The organism is Desulfomonile tiedjei (assembly GCA_016212925.1).
In the GTDB taxonomy this organism is placed as follows: Bacteria; Desulfobacterota; Desulfomonilia; order Desulfomonilales; family Desulfomonilaceae; genus JACRDF01.
Genome location: JACRDF010000043.1, coordinates 140,539 through 157,064 on the forward strand (window position 1 = coordinate 140,539; position 16,526 = coordinate 157,064).

General features: G+C 54.1%; 16 protein-coding genes. 8 read left to right on the forward strand and 8 right to left on the reverse strand.

Going from position 1 to position 16,526, the window contains the following annotated elements; genetic code table 11:
* Positions 1-488: 488 nt before the first annotated feature.
* On the reverse strand, positions 489-941 hold the full coding sequence (locus HY913_18315) for a hypothetical protein (GenBank protein ID MBI4965236.1): 453 nt from the start codon (positions 939-941) through the stop codon (positions 489-491).
* 111 nt (positions 942-1,052) lie between these two features.
* Here HY913_18315 and pyk point away from each other — a divergent pair, with 111 nt between their 5' ends.
* The 3 genes from pyk (at position 1,053) to HY913_18330 (ending at position 3,537) form a co-directional block, all read left to right on the forward strand.
* A complete protein-coding gene (gene pyk, locus HY913_18320) occupies positions 1,053-2,510 on the forward strand; it encodes a pyruvate kinase (GenBank protein MBI4965237.1) in 1,458 nt (485 codons plus the stop codon).
* A gap of 177 nt (positions 2,511-2,687) precedes the next feature.
* A complete protein-coding gene (locus tag HY913_18325) occupies positions 2,688-3,002 on the forward strand; it encodes a HigA family addiction module antidote protein (protein MBI4965238.1) in 315 nt (104 codons plus the stop codon).
* 163 nt (positions 3,003-3,165) lie between these two features.
* Positions 3,166-3,537, forward strand: coding sequence for a nucleotidyltransferase family protein (locus HY913_18330; protein ID MBI4965239.1), 372 nt, complete (start codon positions 3,166-3,168; stop codon positions 3,535-3,537).
* 183 nt (positions 3,538-3,720) lie between these two features.
* Here HY913_18330 and HY913_18335 read toward each other — a convergent pair whose 3' ends face one another.
* On the reverse strand, positions 3,721-4,329 hold the full coding sequence (locus HY913_18335) for a TonB C-terminal domain-containing protein (GenBank protein MBI4965240.1): 609 nt from the start codon (positions 4,327-4,329) through the stop codon (positions 3,721-3,723).
* 428 nt (positions 4,330-4,757) lie between these two features.
* On the opposite strand from HY913_18335, the gene HY913_18340 reads away from it, so the two are divergent.
* From HY913_18340 to HY913_18360, 5 genes are read left to right on the forward strand one after another with little or no spacing between them, the layout of a single operon-like run.
* Entirely contained in the window at positions 4,758-5,522 is a 765-nt protein-coding gene (locus HY913_18340; protein ID MBI4965241.1) for an ABC transporter permease, read from the forward strand.
* A gap of 1 nt (position 5,523) precedes the next feature.
* Complete coding sequence (locus tag HY913_18345) at positions 5,524-6,324, forward strand: ATP-binding cassette domain-containing protein (protein ID MBI4965242.1); 801 nt, start codon at positions 5,524-5,526, stop codon at positions 6,322-6,324.
* Complete coding sequence (locus HY913_18350; GenBank protein MBI4965243.1) at positions 6,314-7,360, forward strand: ABC transporter substrate-binding protein; 1,047 nt, start codon at positions 6,314-6,316, stop codon at positions 7,358-7,360. Before HY913_18345 ends, HY913_18350 begins: the two co-directional genes overlap by 11 nt.
* Positions 7,361-7,382: 22 nt before the next feature.
* On the forward strand, positions 7,383-7,694 hold the full coding sequence (locus HY913_18355; protein ID MBI4965244.1) for a nucleotidyltransferase domain-containing protein: 312 nt from the start codon (positions 7,383-7,385) through the stop codon (positions 7,692-7,694).
* Positions 7,681-8,007 carry a DUF86 domain-containing protein gene (locus HY913_18360; protein ID MBI4965245.1) on the forward strand — a complete coding sequence of 109 codons (327 nt, stop codon included), beginning with the start codon at positions 7,681-7,683 and terminating at the stop codon, positions 8,005-8,007. Before HY913_18355 ends, HY913_18360 begins: the two co-directional genes overlap by 14 nt.
* Before the next feature lie 21 nt (positions 8,008-8,028).
* On the opposite strand, the gene HY913_18365 is transcribed toward HY913_18360, so the two are convergent.
* The 6 genes from HY913_18365 to hcp all read right to left on the reverse strand — a co-directional run bounded on the left by HY913_18365 (position 8,029) and on the right by hcp (position 16,393).
* Positions 8,029-8,754 (reverse strand): TVP38/TMEM64 family protein, encoded by a 726-nt coding sequence (locus HY913_18365; protein ID MBI4965246.1) that lies wholly within the window; start codon positions 8,752-8,754, stop codon positions 8,029-8,031.
* A gap of 508 nt (positions 8,755-9,262) precedes the next feature.
* The gene (locus HY913_18370) at positions 9,263-10,147 is read right to left on the reverse strand and encodes an alpha/beta hydrolase (GenBank protein MBI4965247.1); all 885 of its coding nucleotides are present in this window, start codon (positions 10,145-10,147) and stop codon (positions 9,263-9,265) included.
* Positions 10,148-10,576: 429 nt separating this feature from the next.
* A complete protein-coding gene (locus HY913_18375) occupies positions 10,577-12,853 on the reverse strand; it encodes a cbb3-type cytochrome c oxidase subunit I (protein MBI4965248.1) in 2,277 nt (758 codons plus the stop codon).
* A 269-nt stretch (positions 12,854-13,122) separates the two neighbouring features.
* Positions 13,123-13,878 (reverse strand): 4Fe-4S binding protein, encoded by a 756-nt coding sequence (locus tag HY913_18380; protein ID MBI4965249.1) that lies wholly within the window; start codon positions 13,876-13,878, stop codon positions 13,123-13,125.
* 59 nt (positions 13,879-13,937) lie between these two features.
* Positions 13,938-14,687, reverse strand: coding sequence for an HD domain-containing protein (locus tag HY913_18385; protein MBI4965250.1), 750 nt, complete (start codon positions 14,685-14,687; stop codon positions 13,938-13,940).
* Positions 14,688-14,764: 77 nt separating this feature from the next.
* Entirely contained in the window at positions 14,765-16,393 is a 1,629-nt protein-coding gene (gene hcp / locus HY913_18390; protein MBI4965251.1) for a hydroxylamine reductase, read from the reverse strand.
* Positions 16,394-16,526: the final 133 nt, after the last annotated feature.

A 16,526-nucleotide genomic window follows, 5' to 3' on the forward strand; every position in this document is an offset into this window, starting at 1 on the left:
AGTAATATTTTCTGACAGGGCAAGCCGTTCTCGGGGCAGCTTGCGTGCCGACTAACTAAAGTAGGCACCTCTAATATAATTATACCATAATTTTATTAGGGGTCAACGATTCGATGAAAAAGCTGAAGGATTGCTATTTGGCGCAGCGGGGGACGAAGTTATACAGGTTTACAGTCAGACCGGCTACAAGGCTTGGGCTACAGTAGGAGCGCGGCGTGGAGGGCGTCCCAAAGGTCATGGGACAGGTGGAATCGTGGGACGAATGACCCTCACCCCGACCCTCTCCCAAAGGGCGAGGGTTGAGTACTACCGGCAAGATGCCGGCGCTACAGCAGCCCCCTCTCGCTGCGGGAGAGGAGCAGGGTGGGGGCGACAAAAGCAACTACCGACCGTGATCGTGACAGGATTGGGATTCTTTACCCAGTTTTGAAACAGCCTCCATGTCTCGCCCCTGCAGCCCGTCCCCGCTGAGGCAGTACGAGTGGCGGCTAGTGCGAGGTTTCAGCTTCCCAATCAGGGAAAATCATCATCTGGCCGGGCATCGCGGCCCTTTCACCTTCGATGGTCTCGCCGAATCCGATTACCCGCCGATCAGCGTCCCTCGAGTAAGGTTGAACGACCACATAAGGCCTCCCCCGCTGGATGGAAGTGGCTAATATGAGGGACTCTTCCTCGTTGCCGGTCCGTGAATCCACTATGCGTGCGCAAGTTATGGTTGTAACGGCATAAGCGCCCTTTTCAAGGGCCTTTTCTTTCACTAGATCCACCAGGGCCCTTTTCTGATCGTCATCCTCGAACGGCAACACGATGGGAATCATCCCGCCCAGGGTGTGCAAGACGGCCGTGGGCAAATGAGACCCTTCCTCCTGGAGAGTGCGGCAGGCTATCCGTAGTATTTCACGAACTGTTTCGGCCACCTGGCTTTTCAAGTCGATGATCATCGCTCTACCTTAACCCTGACGCCATGAGAAACGGCTATTTACCCCCGGCACTATACCGGATAATAATACCCAAGCCAAAGATACAAACGAAGGCATAACGGGGGCACTCGAATGCGCAAAACCAAAATTATCGCTACCCTTGGGCCGGCTTCAGACTCGGAAGAGGTTATTGGCCGGTTGATTACCGCCGGGGTAGACGCGTTCCGTTTCAATTTTTCCCATGGAACGCATCAGGAGCACCTCATCGCGTACAAGAGAGCGCGGGCCTTGTCCGACAAGCTAGGCCGGACCGTCGCGTTGATTCAAGACTTGCAGGGCCCGAAGATCCGCGTCGGTGCGCTGGAGAACGATTCCGTGTCGATTTCCAAAGATGACGAAGTGGTCCTGACTTCGCAGCGCATAACAGGTGACGCTACGCGCATTCCCGTTGCTTACGAATACCTTGAACAGGACTTACAGCCGGGTGATTTGGTGCTCATGGATGATGGAAAGCTAAGGCTCAAGGTCCTGAGCACCTCGGCTGACGGTGTCAATTGCGTCGTCATCGAAGGAGGCGAGCTTACTCCGCACAAAGGGGTGAACTTTCCCGGGACATCGCTTTCGATGCCGAGTCTGACGCCCAAGGATTTGGAAGATCTTCAGTTCGGAATGCAAACCGGATTCGACGCAGTCGCTCTGTCATTCGTTTCAGAGGCCGGTGACGTGACATCGCTTCGGGAAGAAATGAGCAAGCTGGGATCGGTGAAGCCCATAATCTCCAAGTTGGAGCGCGCAGCCTGCTTGGATCATCTGCCTGAGATACTGGACGTGTCCGACGCGGCAATGGTCGCCAGAGGAGACCTCGGTGTGGAAGTGGATATCAAACGGGTGCCTGTTTTGCAGAAACGGATCATCAGCGAAGCGAACTCACGCGGCATCCCGGTAATAACAGCCACTCAGATGCTCGAGTCCATGACCAAAGGGCTGATGCCGACCAGGGCCGAGGCCGCAGACATCGCCAACGCTGTGTGGGACGGCACCGACGCTCTGATGCTCTCGGGGGAGACTTCCGTGGGGCTCCACCCGGTCGAGGCCGTCAAAATGATGGGAGACATAGCCGTCGAAGCGGAAGTCGCGGAGGAGAGCGAGGGTCAAGAACTATGGTTGAAGCGAAGCTTGAGAGGGGACGATATCGGCGAAGCCATCTGCCACACCGCTGTGGTCGCGGCTCAGGACCTGGGCCTCAGAACCATTGTCGCAATAACCCAGTCGGGCCAAACCGCACTCGACACCGCCAAGTTCAGACCCAACGCGGCAATTCACGCGTTCGCGTTCGATGTAGGCCTAAACAATTTCCTGGCCCTCAGCAGAGGGGTTGCTCCACATGTATCTGAATACACGGATGATATCGAGGGCCTCATAAACATTATTGACACTTACCTTACCGAGAAGGAAATTGCCCAAAAGAACGAGGCCGTTGCCATCATAATGGGCGTCCCGATCGAGGACCATAAGAGCACGAATTTGCTGCTAATCCATAGAGTGGGTGAGAAATACCAGACTGAATGTGTGGTGCGGACACCATCATGATGCAAGTGCGTAGCGCGTAGGATGAGGTGAGCGAAGCGAACCGCATCGGTCGAGAAAGGCCCACGAATGATGCGGTTCCCTTTGGTCACGGCATCCTACGATCCCGAACTGTCCCTAGGATATCTTTGCAAACATAGATTGCCGGCTACTACTAAGTGCTGTATCAAGAGGATTACGATGATTCGCATTCCAACAGATCGTTCTCCCACGCATCCGGGCGAGATGCTCCTGCAGGAGTTCCTGGTTCCTATGGAAATTACTCAGCGTGAACTCGCAGAAGCCATTCACGTCCCATATCAGCGCATCAACGAGATCATTAATGGCCGCCGGGGCATAACCCCCAGCACGGCCTTGCGCCTGGCCAAATTCCTTGGGGTGTCAGCTGATTTCTGGATGAATGTCCAGCTGCGGTGGGATCTCTATCGCGCCCTGCAATCAGAACGGGATACCCTCAAGGCAATTCGCGAGCACAAACAGGCTTCCGCCGGTTGACTCATATTGGTCGTCCAACCCATCTAGGTGCTACCGCTGGCTTGGCCAGCAGCGCGTAGGATGTGGTGAGCGAAGCGAACCGCATCGATCGAGAAAGACCGCGAATGATGCGGTTCCCGTTGGTCACCGCATCCTACGGTCCTCTTTTCCAAGTAGGATTGCGATGGAAACTACAATTAAGACGAAGCAGGACATTTTGAATTCACTTGATGAGCATCGAACTTATCTGAGCGAACTTGGCGTAAGAAGGATCGGGCTGTTCGGCTCTGTTGTTCGTGGAGAGCAGCGTGCTGACAGTGACATTGATCTGCTTGTCGAATTCGAACCGGGACGAAAGGCATTTGATAATTTTATGGAATTGGCTTTCTTTTTGGAAGAGGTCCTACAGCATAGAATTGAACTTCTTACCGTGGAATCCCTCAGTCCGTATCTTGGTCCTCATATTCTCAGGGAGGTCGAGTATGCCTCTCTCGCCGCCGGAGTATCTAATCCCAATACGCTATCAAAAAGTAAAGCACGGGGGAGACTTCTTTGAGGAAAGAAGTTTCCCCCGGACGCCCTTCAAGAACGTCCAGATACCGCCGGCATCCAAGATTTCTGCCCACGGAAGGCTGGATGCCGGCGGTATATAGAAGTTTTTGGAGAGGGGATCGGGGAGGAACCTTTTTACAAAAAGGTTCTCCCCGTCTTACTTGCTTGAAAACGCATCGGGATTAGCTTACCGTTCCAAACCCCAGCGATACTTCTTTGCAGGCGCAGGATTTTGTACCGCCGCACTTTCCGGTACGGGCTCTTTCCTGTTAGCTGTTCCGGCAGGCACGCCCCAGATGTATTTCTTCTGAGCCTGATCCGGGGCTGCTTCGGCAGAAGGTTTGGTTGCAACTTCATGGTCCGCGGTAACAGCCGGGAGCGTGGGAACATCGGCCACTATGAAATTTGCCATTATCACGAGCTTGTTGGCTTGAATGTCATCGGGGAAGGCGGGGAAAGGTCCTGCGGATTTAATGGCTTCTACCAGCGTCCGGTCCATATCCGGGCTCCCCGAGCCGCGTACCAGTTGGACCGACTCGACGGAGCCGTCTCTTCTGACAGTGTAATTGATGCCTACACGGCCTTTGAGCGCGCCGGGCGCAGTGAGGTTCGTAGGTGTGGTCCAAGCGCGCTGTATGGCATCGCGGGTCAATAGCGTGTAATCGTTGACGACCTTGCTCCGGGTCGAACGGTCTACGACCAACTGGTCGGCAGTAGTTATGAGCCCCTCCGAGGCTGATGCACATAGAGCGGCGGCCAACACGATGCAAACTGCTGCGACCAAAATTCTATTCATGATTTAACTCTCCTGTGGTTTCGAGAAGTTATCTATTGTGCGGACTCCGTTTTGGTCTTAACGCTTCGAATAATCCCATGCCAAAGCGCTCGAGCCTAAACCACATGCTCGGTCGATGGGTTCCGTACCAACACTCAGTCTCTACGTCAAGTTAAAAATCGTGTTCTTGGTAAGCCATCCAGGTACGCGGGGGATGTGAAACTGTCATTTCTCGGGCCGGCATTCGCCCCCGGGAGACTGATGGCCGGCGGACATGTAGCCAAAAGTCTATGCTAACCACCTGGAACTGTGATACACTTTGTGCGAAGCTGTCCGTGCTTGAAGCGGCGGAGACCGAGACCCGGCGCTCAGAGGCCTCTCGGTAAACGCGCATTGCCGATATCAATTTGCACACACATGTAAATGTAGGATTCTGCTGAGACCCGGCTATGAACTACAACGCATTTAAGCGTGTCTTCTTGCCGTTGCTGGCTTTTCTAGCCGTTGGGGCCTTGTGGGAAATCCTGGCGAATCTGGGGATTTGGAGTCCCTCGGCGTTCCCGAGCCCTCGGGCTGCAGCAAAGGGCATGTGGGAATTGATAGTTACCGGGACTCTGTTGAAACATTCCGTGGCGAGCCTGTTTAGAGTGACGGTCGGATTTTATCTGGCCGTGATTCTGGCAATACCTCTGGGGATGATACTTGGCTGGTGGAAAACCGGCCAGACGCTCTTCAATTCCATAATTCAGTTTCTCAGACCGATTTCGCCGCTGGCGTGGATCCCCTTGGCCATGCTGTGGTTCGGGATAGGGGACCGGCCTGCCATCTTTCTTATTTTTCTCGCCAGCTTCTTTCCGCTGCTCCTTTCGACGATCAACGCGGTCAACCGGATAAATACCCTTTATTTCCAGGTCGCGGCGAATTTCAAGTTCACCAAGCCCGAGACCGTTTCCCGCGTGATCTTTCCCGCGATACTTCCGGGGCTGCTGCCGGCTCTGCGCATAAGCCTCGGGATCGCGTGGCTGGTGGTTGTTGCAGCCGAGATGATAGCCGTCAAGTCCGGCCTGGGATACCTGATTCTAGATTCACGTAATGCCCTGCGCATGGATTACGTCATGGACGCCATGATTGCCATCGGGCTCATCGGGATCTGCCTGGACCGCGTCATAAGGCAGCTGAATAGGCTCAAATTCGTTTCCTGGGGTTCGGTGTAGAATGGGACATGTCTTGATTAAAGGGCTGTACAAACAGTTTACGGAGCGACGATCCGCACGGCGAGTCCTAAACGGCGACCTGGATCTTCACAGCGGAGACCATCTACTGGTACTGGATAACATTGACCTGGAAATACGCAACGGAGAGATGGTCTGCATCCTGGGACCCTCCGGCTGCGGAAAATCTACCCTGGCAAGAATCATAGCCGGATTCGACGTTCCGACCTCCGGGAAAGTTTGTATCGACGGCAAAGAGGTCCAGGGTCCGAGTTCCGATAACATTTTCGTGTTCCAACATACCGCGCTCCTGCCCTGGATGACCGTGTGGGAAAACGTGGCCCTGGGTCTGCGCCACATGAAAGACAAACAGAAGATGACGGAACGCATTAAGGAATATGTGGACGTTGTCAATCTTACGGGCTTCGAGCAACACTATCCACACCAGTTATCGGGCGGTATGCAGCGCAGAGCCGAACTGGCGCGAGCCCTGGTGGTAAATCCCGAGGTTCTATTCATGGATGAACCGTTCGCAGGACTGGACTTCTTGACCCGTCTTAAGATGCGGGAGGAAGTCATCAACATGCACGAGTTCTTGCGGAAGACGATAATCTTCATCACCCATGACATAGACGAGGCCATGGCCATGGGAGATCGCGTGGTGGTGTTTACCGATCGACCCGCAAGAGTTAAGCTGGATGTGAACATCGAATCTCCGCATCCTCGGGATTTTGCCTGCGATATGGATTTGGAAGGAATTAGAAAAGAGGTTTATGCCGAACTGGGAGTCCACCATGCGCTTTAGAATGAGCCGGTTTGTTCATCTGCCGGCCTTCTGGCTTATATTATTCATTGCGCTGAGTTGGCTCGTTCTGATCTCCTGGCTTCACTGGCACTACAACTTCGAGCACACCGACAGGCAGGTCATACGAATGGGTTACATGCCTGTCGTCACCAACTTAGCAGCGCCCTTGCTGGATTACGCATCCAGAGACGGCAACGGCCTGCGATTTGAAGCGTTGAAGTTTTCTTCGTTTGCGGAAATGGGGGAAGCCATACGCAACGGCAACATTGAGGCCGCGTTCATCATAGCGCCGCTTGCCATAGTCCTTCATCAGCAGGGAGCGGGGGTCAGAATAGTATATATCGGCAACCGGCACGAAAGCACCCTCGTGTATCGGAAAGACCTGGAGGTGAAGTCTTTCGCGGACCTGGCCGGCAAGACCATAGCAGTCCCCATGAGGTTCTCGGGCCACAATGTTGCAACGCGCCGGCTGGCCCAAGAGTTCGGGTTGTTTGGCAACAATCTGAACATTGTTGAGATGAACCCGCCCGACATGGCCTCGGCTCTCGGTACAGGGGGCATTGATGCCTATTTCGTGGGCGAACCCTTTGCGGCAAAGGCTGTCCACGCTGGTGAAGCCAAGGTGCTTCATTTCGTGGAGGAGGTCTGGGAGGGCTTCATATGTAATCTGATGATAGTCCGGCAAGATCTCATCGACAAGCATCCGGATATGGTGGAGTCATTGGTCCAAGGGGCCGCACGCGCAGGCTATTGGGCCAGCTCCCATCCAAAAGAGGCCGCGGAAATTGCAGCCAAGTATTGGAATCAGCCCGCGGATTTCGTTGAGTACGTGCTGACAACACCGCGGGGAAGAATTGTTTACGACCGTTTCACTCCCAAGCAGGATGAAATACAGTTCCTCGCTGACGAAATGGTGCGATTCAAGTTGTTGGAGACCGCGAACATCGCGGGGCTGGTAGAGGACAAATTCGCGAAGAGCGCCAATTTGAACGGCATCACAGATGTCCGGAGCATAGTCGATTTCCCACATAAGTAGTGATTCAGGAGCTAGGTCGAAAATGAGGAACATTGATTTGCCAGAACAAAAGATCGCTGAATTCTGCGCCCGCTGGGAAGTTGTGGAATTCGCTTTGTTCGGATCGGTCCTCACAGATGATTTTGGACCTGAGAGTGATATTGACGTGCTCGTCACATTCTCTCCGGATGCGAAAAGGACTCTCTTCGATATGGTTGACATGAAAGATGAACTGGAAGCCATCTTCGGCCGCAAGGTCGATCTTCTTAGCCGAAGAGGCGTGGAATCCAGTCGTAACCCGCATCGCCGCGAAGCCATTTTGTCTTCGGCAGAGATCATACATGTCTCGGGATAGAGAGCACCTGGCCGAAATTCTGGATTCGGCCAAGTTGGCGCTGAGCTACGCGTCGGGCATTAGCCGCGAGCAGTTCCTTACAGATACCCAGTGTCAGGACGCGATAATTCGACGAATAGAAATTATCGGTGAGGCAGCGCGCCGAATTTCAGATGAGGCCAAGGCCGGGTATCCCCATCTTCCCTGGCATGAAATGACTACAATGAGAAACGTCATGATCCATCAGTATGACGACATTGATTTGTCCGTTGTCTGGGATACTGTCCAGGAAGACCTGCCCATGCTCATAGCCGCCCTTGAAAGGTTGCTTTAATCAGAAGATACGGAATAGGTGCTAGTTTTCGGCATGGGGTTTGTGCTCCTGTATCCAGTTCCAAATCCTTTCCTTTTTTAGATAGACCACGATAAAAGCAATGAGGCAGACGAGCGCAACAGCGCTCAATACTATCCAATTCTCCTTGTAAAAGGCCGCGCCGCCAAGGCTCAGCATTGCAGTCCCGGGAATCCGGCCCAGAGCACACACCCATACGAAGGTCAAGAATCGCATCGGACTCAAGCCCAGAAGATACGAGAGAATGTCCTTTGGAAAGCCTGGGATCATGAAGAGAATAAGGGTTGCGACTTCACCGCGGGGCTTCGTGAGGAAGTGAAACTTTTCCAACGTTTCCTGCCGTACCACGAGCTTCACCAATGGGAGGCCGATTAGTCTAGAGGCCATAAACGCGATGATCGACCCCAGGGTCAGACCCACTGATGAGTAAAGGATGTTCCAGCCTGTCCCGAAAAGAAATCCCCCTACAGCACCGGTCAGCTCGCCGGGGATGGGGGCCACTATCACTTGAAGAGCTTGAATCATTATGAAAGCCAGCGGCGCCCGCGCTCCCCAACTCTTCAGGTACGCGCGCATTTCGCCCCTGTTCTTAAACGCGCTGGCAATCATTTCTTCGAGGTGCTGCCAGTACTCGGTAGCCGCCAGAGCCGCCAGGGCGGCGAGAATCGCTGCCAGCAGGAAAACGGCAATAGCCAATCGAATCTTGTCTTGCCGTGAGACAGGTTTCATGGGTTAAACCGGGAAAACGAAATTAGAACGCATCGGGACGGAATAGACCCCTTGGGCCGTTTGGTCGCGATGCCTTCTTTTGTGGACTAGTGGGCTATGTCCTGCCAAGCTTGTTCTGTAACCTTTCATCGTATGATTGCCTCTAGGTCTGTAATCCTCGTCAGGGCTTACAGGTGTTACCAGAGGTCTTGACCTTTATCAGAATAGTAGGCATCCCAAAGAATTGGTAGAGCCCGGCGTCCTTTGTATATTAACCCAAGAAGTAGCCGGTGCATCATCCGGTACTTCCCAGGGAGACGGACGGCAACGAGGCCGGCCCCACTAATAGCGAGTCACGGCAACCCTGATCGGACTCAACAGAATTCGACACCGAACTTGTGAAGCGGCGTACTTAGGAGTCGCTCTCCACACGGATTCTCTGATTCGCGGCAACGAGACACCACTTGTTCACGGCTCTCAGTGCGCGTGAACGAAGCATTGTAATCTCTGTCTTGGCAATCCACAAGCTTCAGCTCAGGATTTTGTTGTCATGGAGGAACTGGAGAATCGCATCGGCAGAAAGGTCCGGACGTTCCATAGGAACAAAATGCCCGGTCTGCTCAAACTCTTTAATGATAGCATGAGGGACCTGCGCTCGAAACCGCTTTACCACCGCGGGCAGAAATGTGGTCGATTGAGCGCCGTAAAGAAGCAGTGTCGGCATTCGAACACGAGGCACGAATCGCCAGATGTCGACAGGCGCGGTGGCCAGGCACCGCCCTTCCCATGCTGGATCGCATGACAGCTTGACCGATCCCTGCTCGGTCTCCTCCATGCACTCCTCGACATAAGCATCAAGAAATTCGTCGCCCCATTTCCGAAATGGGCCTTTGCCGCGAAGATCCTCCCGAGCGGCCTGTTTATCAGGCCACGTGCTCTTCCTTTTCGATGCACGCGTGACGAACGGAACGTAGCGCGACAAGCCGGACTTCTGAACCAGGTACACCCAGGGCCTCCAGAAAGGCGGCATGATGCCCGGTTCAATGAGTATCAACGCAGTAACCAGGTCGGGCCGACGCGCAGCTACCACCAAGCTGGCTGTTCCTCCGAGTGAATGGCCAAGAGCTACTACGGGAGCGCCGAGATGCTCGAGAAACGCCTCCAGATCGTCGTAAAACACCGCCCAACGGTTCAACTTCGGGGGATCGGCCGGAGCCTCGGTGCGACCGTGCCCGCGGAAGTCGAGACCAACCGCATGAAGACGCCGCGCCAATCGCTCCGCCAAGGTGCTATACACGCCAGCCCCGAGTCCGGTCGCGTGCGCAATATGCAAGAGCGGACCGTCGCCACCCCAATCGAAGTAACGGAAGTGGCCTTTGTCACGACCGGTGAAAATCCAATCTCGTGTTGCCATCGACTTCATCCGTGTTGGATTGGCGGGTGCCAACAGCGGGCCAGGGCAGAGAAGTTAGAGGTCTTGCGGTCGCGCCAGTTCTTGTAGTAGGGGCGGCCGACCGAGGTTGTCTCACAGGTCAAGACTGACAAGAAATCCTGGCACGCAACGCTAGGATTCTCGTTCCGAGGCTCTGCCTCGGAACGCGTTCCGTGAAGCGCTGCTTCCCCAACTGTTATGGGTTCCCAGGCAGAGCCTGGGAAGCAGAGGCTCCCATGCAACCGGCGTCACCTGTTGTACGGCGCGGTTCGTGAACCGCCCGAAATCAGGGCGCTTCTCGAAGCGCCCCTACAGGAGACCCCTCCGCCCGTCAGGGCTTTAAGACAGTCTCTCCGACTCGCCCGTACGTGGTGAACCAATCCGTTTTCGGCGAAGGCGTCTCTCGTTCCGTTACAATTGCACTCCCAATCTATCCCAAACGGACTCGCCTTCCTTTATCCCGACAGCCTTCAGGTGAGGATAGGTTTTGAACAGGAAATAGAAGAGCGGAAGCACTCCCAGGAGTATGATTGTCAGATCGGGAATGATTCGCAGTGTGCCCAGCACGACCACGAAGCCTCTTTCAAAGAATGAAGCGTCACGGGCCACCCACAAGCCATATTTGTAGCTGGTCCAGGTCTGCAGGACTCCAACCGGAAAAAGCGTGCCAAGGGTAAGCATCCCCAACCCGCCATTGAATCCCCAGAAAGAGAGCTTCAATATGCGGTTGTCCCAGTAAGCCCTGTCTACCAGGCCCCGCCAGGAGAATAGAAGCAGCGCTATGGACAACATCCCGTAAACGCCGAACAAGGCCCCGTGGCCGTGGTTCATCGTCAGATAAGTCCCATGCTCGTAGTAGTTCACGATGGGAAGGTTGATCAGGAACCCGAACACGCCCGCGCCAAGGAAATTCCAGAACGATGAGGCCACCAGGAAATAGAGCGGCCATTTGTAAGGGAAATCCTTACCTTCTTTTTGAATGGACTTAAATTCCAGTAGGCCTCTCACTACAAGTCCTAACAGCGGTATGGGCTCCAGCGAGGAAAACACCGATCCTACGGCCAGCCAGAAGGATGGTTGCCCAAACCAGAAGAAGTGATGTGCGGTCCCAAGTATTCCACTCAGAAAAACAATTATTGCCGTGAAATAGGCCACCATCAAAGCGCCTTTGGCCGAAGCCAACCCCAAGGCCACAAGGAGCAGAGAAATCACCGCTATGCCGAAAAACTCGAAGATGCTCTCCACCCATATGTGAACCACAAACCAGCGCCAGTAATCCGCGAGCGTAAAGTGCGAGCCTTTCCCGTAAAGTAGCCCGAACGCGAAGAAAACCACTACCAACACAGCGCTGGCCACATAAAACATCATCAGGGCAGAAAATTCGTCCTTGTGTCCGAGTCTAAGGTGGTGAGCGATAGGCCGGTACACGATTATTAGCCACGCTATCAACCCGATAAAGAGCAGGATTTGCCAGGCTCGGCCAAGTTCGAGATACTCCCAGCCCTGATGCCCGAACCAGAACCACCAGTCCCCCAACAGCCCCTTGATCCCCGCGATTTCGCCGAGAAGACTTCCGCCTGCGACCAGCAGCACCGCTATGAACAACAATTGAACCAGCGTGCCCTGCCCTTTTGGTTCGATCCCTCCCATTATCGGGGCCATGTAGATGGCCGACGCAATCCAGGTAGTCATGATCCAAAAAATAGCCAGTTGGAGGTGCCACGTTTTGGCCCAACTATAAGGGATGTAGTCTGCCACAAACTGAACGTAGAAGGTGGCCGGATGAATCGTGTAATGGGCCAGAAGCCCGCCGAAGTTGGTCTGGATCAGAAAGAGAAGGACGACCACGAGGAAAAACTTCGCGGCCTTGTACTGGCTGGATGTAAGAGGCATGTCGATAAGCTTTTCAGCCAGTGGGACCCCTTTAGCGGCCCCATACCAGATCCCGTAGTGATGCACAAAGAAGATGAAAATTCCAAGCACGACAAGCAGTGCCAGAACGCCTCCAAGGCTCCAGATGTAAGTTTCGGCAGTGGGGACGTTCCCGACCGACCTATCCGCGGGCCAGTTGTTCGTGTAGCTGTAGTCTGTTCCCGGACGCTTGGCCGAGGCCACCCACGCGGTCCAGAAGAAAAACCGCGCAATTTGAAGCCTATTTTCAGGATTGGCAATCGTGTTGGGAAGGAGGCCGTATCTAACCTCGCCGTCTTTGAAAACCTTTTCCCAGTGCTGGACAACTGCGTCCAATGCCGTAACTTGGGCCTCGGTAAGGGTCAGGGTGTCAGTGGCGGGATCATAGCGATTGGTTTTTACTTCTCTGATCACCTTGACCCCAAGGATCTCCTTTTGAAGATCGTCGAGGTCCGCGTAGGGCTTTCCGTAATCCTGTTGGCCCAAGGAGCTTCGCACGATGTCGCTCTCAATATGCAACGTGGTGGCCGAGAACTCGGGGCCTCGCTGAGACCCGTGGCCCCACACCATGCCGTGGTCCATAAGCCCATGCGACTGAAACACATCCTGGCCCGCCATGATGTCTGCCTTGGTGAACAGGACCTTGCCGTCAGGGCCGACCACTTTCCCCGGATAAGGAGGCAATTGGTCCGTCGTCAGTATTCCCCCCAAAACAAGAATCAGCAGCGAGAACAGGAAGCTCAGAATGGCCGCCCATTTCAACCTTGCGATGGACATGATACCCCTCCCCGGATGCAACAATTACCAGTGAGCCGTCGAAACATTGAAACCCCCGCGCCGTTTTCGTCAACATGGCGAACGGGAGTTCAGGTCATATTACCGCCCCAAATCCATTTTACTTGGACAATCCTGCGGAAGGTTCGTTATCTGCAAACTGTTGATCTACCAATTATGTCAGTCGGAAAAAATCGACAAACAAGATGCAAAGTTTCCGGAAACCTTTTCTTCAATCATATGTTGAGTCTAGATGTTTTCCGGCGCGGGTGTCAAGCTACAAGTTTTTCCTTTCGCAATACTTCTCCTTGAGTGCTGATGATGATTTGCTCCATAGGAATGTTCTTTCCCGCCAGCTGCATTCCTCTCCTGACTATCATCGGCAGGCCGCCACAGCAGGGAACTTCCATCGCGACTACCGTCACACTCTTGATGGAGGCGTGGGTGAAAATGCCCGCGAATTTCTCGATGTATCCCTGAGCATCGTCGAACTTGGGGCAGCCAACCATCACGACTTTACCTTCCAGGAAATCCCTATGAAAATCAGGATATGCGATCGGAGTGCAATCGGCTGCAACGAGCAAGTCCGCGTTCTTCAAGAAAGGCGCGTTAGGCGGAACAAGCCTTATCTGAACGGGCCAGTGCCTGAGGGCAGATTGTGCCGAGGTCTGAGCGACAGGTTCATTTGCTCGCTGGCAAGGGGTAGGAGCGTCGAAGGTCCTGATCTGAGCCGAGGGGCAGCCGCAGGCCATGGCAGGCTCCGCGGGGGCCTCGGCTTTCTTCGTAGCTTCGAGATGGTGCTCTACCGCTTCTTCATCGAAATCATCAGCGTCTCTTTCGATGACTTTTAGTGCGCCCGTAGGGCATTCGCCCAGGCATGCCCCCAAGCCGTCGCAATATTTTTCCGCCACGAGTTTGGCCTTCCCGTCCACTATCTCCAACGCGCCTTCTGCGCAGGAAACGATGCAGTTGCCGCACCCGTCACAAAGTTCTTCGTCTATTTGGATTATGTTGCGTTTTGTTTTCATAATGTTTTCTCCTACCAAGGTTGCTGAAATGACATTTTGTGAGCGATCTCGTGTTGTCCTTATGCAGCCATCCCGTTTTCTCCGTTCAGGAGCACACGGCGGGCAAGTTCCCGCCCGCTTTCAGTCAGGAAGCCCGTTTCAACCAGCTCAGCCAGATGTTCGGGATCCACAGGGAACTTTTTCTGCCTGTCTTCGAGGTTAACGATCATGTCCGCGTCGTAAACGATCCTGAAGTTTGTTGTCTCTCGGTCTCTCGGGTGATGGTGATGGCTCACTATGTCGCATACCTCTTCGATCAAATCGTTGTTGGCATCGAGCTTGGTGAGCAGCTGCCTTGCAATGGGCGGCCCTTCTTCTTCATGATCTGCGGCCTGATTGGTCTGCTGTTTTCGCTCCGCTTCCTTAATGCCTATATCGTGCAGGTACGCCGCTGAGAGCACTACAGCAGGGTCGCCCTTTTCTTCCTGGCCGATCTTTTCAGCGTACCGAGCCACCTTGGCCGCATGACCGATTCTTTTGAAATCCTGCTTGAAGTAAAGTTTCATTTCCACAGCAACCCTGTCTTTGAAAAGGTCTTCCTTCTGCTTGATGAGTTCGGGCGGAAGGTCTCCAAAGCAATGCTCGGCAAACTTGCAGTGCGCCGCGCAGCCGAAATCCATTTTGGGATTCAGCACATGATGCCCGCAGTTCTTGCAGCGCCGCCTGGTTTCGTCTTTGAAGAACTCGACTTTGTTGCCGCATTTCGGACATTCGGCATCGAAAATCGCGTCGAATTTCCAGAAGCGTGGGTCTTGTCCGGGGCATTTCATGGTTCGCTCTCCTTTCCTTCCGCCTGCTCAGTGCCTACTCGGAAGCATGAGGGGACGGGCCAGCCGCCCCCGTGGGCTTATCCCAGGATGGCCTTGAGGTCTTCATCCGGGGTGGAAATCGGTTTGATGTCGAAATTCTGCACCAGGACGTTCAAAACGTTGGGAGTAATGAACGCAGGCAGGCTGGGACCGAGGCGAATTCCCTTGATACCGAGGTGCAACAGCGTCAACAGGATTGCCACAGCCTTCTGTTCGTACCAGGACAACACCATGGAAAGCGGCAGCTCATTCACGCCGACGTTGAAGGCATTGGCAAGAGCCACGGCGATCTGGATAGCGGAATACGAGTCATTACATTGCCCCACGTCCAGAAGCCTCGGGATGCCGCCGATGTCGCCCAGGTCCTTGTCGAAGAAGCGGAATTTGCCGCAAGCCAGCGTCAGGACTACGCAGTCCTTCGGGACCTTTTCCACGAACTCGGTGTAGTAGTTTCTCCCGGGTTTGGCGCCATCGCAGCCGGCCACCAGGAAGAAGTGTTTGATGGCACCGCTCTTTACGGCTTCTATAACCGTCCCGGCCACGGACATGACCGCATTCCTGCCGAATCCGCAGGTGACGTTCTTTCCGTTGGTATCCTCAGCGAAGCCCGGCATTGCAAGCGCCTTCTCGATCACAGGTGCAAAATTCTTGTCTGCTATGTGTTTCGCTCCGGGCCACCCGACCAGACCTGTGGTGAAGATGTTGTCCATGTAAGACTCTTTGGGCCGCTGGATGCAGTTTGTGGTCATGAGTATGGCGCCCGGGAATTCCGCAAATTCCTTGCGCTGGTTTTGCCAGGCAGTGCCATAGTGTCCGTAGAAATGGGAGTACTTCTTCAGGTCCGGGTAGGCATGCGTGGGCAGCATTTCTCCATGCGTGTAAATATTGATGCCCTTCCCTTCCGTTTGCTTGAGCAGTTGCTCCAGGTCCTTCAAGTCATGGCCCGAGACCAGGATGGCTTTGCCTTTCTTTGCTCCCAATGGGACCTTAGTCGGCACAGGATGCCCGTACGTTCCGGTGTTGCCGGCATCGAGCAATTCCATTGCCCGCAGATTCACCGCGCCGCATTTGAGGACCAGGCCCACCCAGTCGTCCAAACTCAGGCCGGTGTTCAAAGTCGCTGCCAGGCCCTCCTGCACGAAGGCATAGACGGAGTCATCTTCCTGCCCCAGGATCTGCGCATGATCAGCGTAAGCGGATACGCCTCGGAGGCCCAGAATCAAGGTGTGTTGTAGCGACTGAATGTCCGGGTTGACTCCGGCCGCGGGTTTGAAACCAACGTCCGCAGCCTGCTTAATCATTCCTTCCATGGTGGATGCAGGCTGAAAGTTTGCAGCGTCTTCGGTGAAGTTCACGTTCCCGCCCGCGGCTTTGACTTTCTGCTTCAAGGTCTCTCGAAGCTCCCCGGATTTCTTGATGAGAGGCACAAACCTTTCCGAATCAAAATCCACATTGGTCAGCGTGGAAAACAATGCCTGGACGGTGAAGACGTTCACTTCCTTGTCTACAACGCCTACTTTTCGGCCTTCCACCGCGTAAAGAGATAACCCCTTCAAAGCATAAGTGAGAAGGTCCTGAAGGGCCGCCACATCAGCAGATTTTCCACATACACCCACTTTGGTGCATCCTGTGCCGAAAGCCGTCTGTTCACATTGATAACAAAACATTTCTTCGCCCATTTTTTTCTCCCTCCTGGTTTCGGAATTTGAACTCGTCCTTTGAAAATTATGATTGAGGCTGAATGCCCCCTCACTCCGTATCGTTAATTCACATTTTAATCATCGTCGCTCAGAAGGCTTT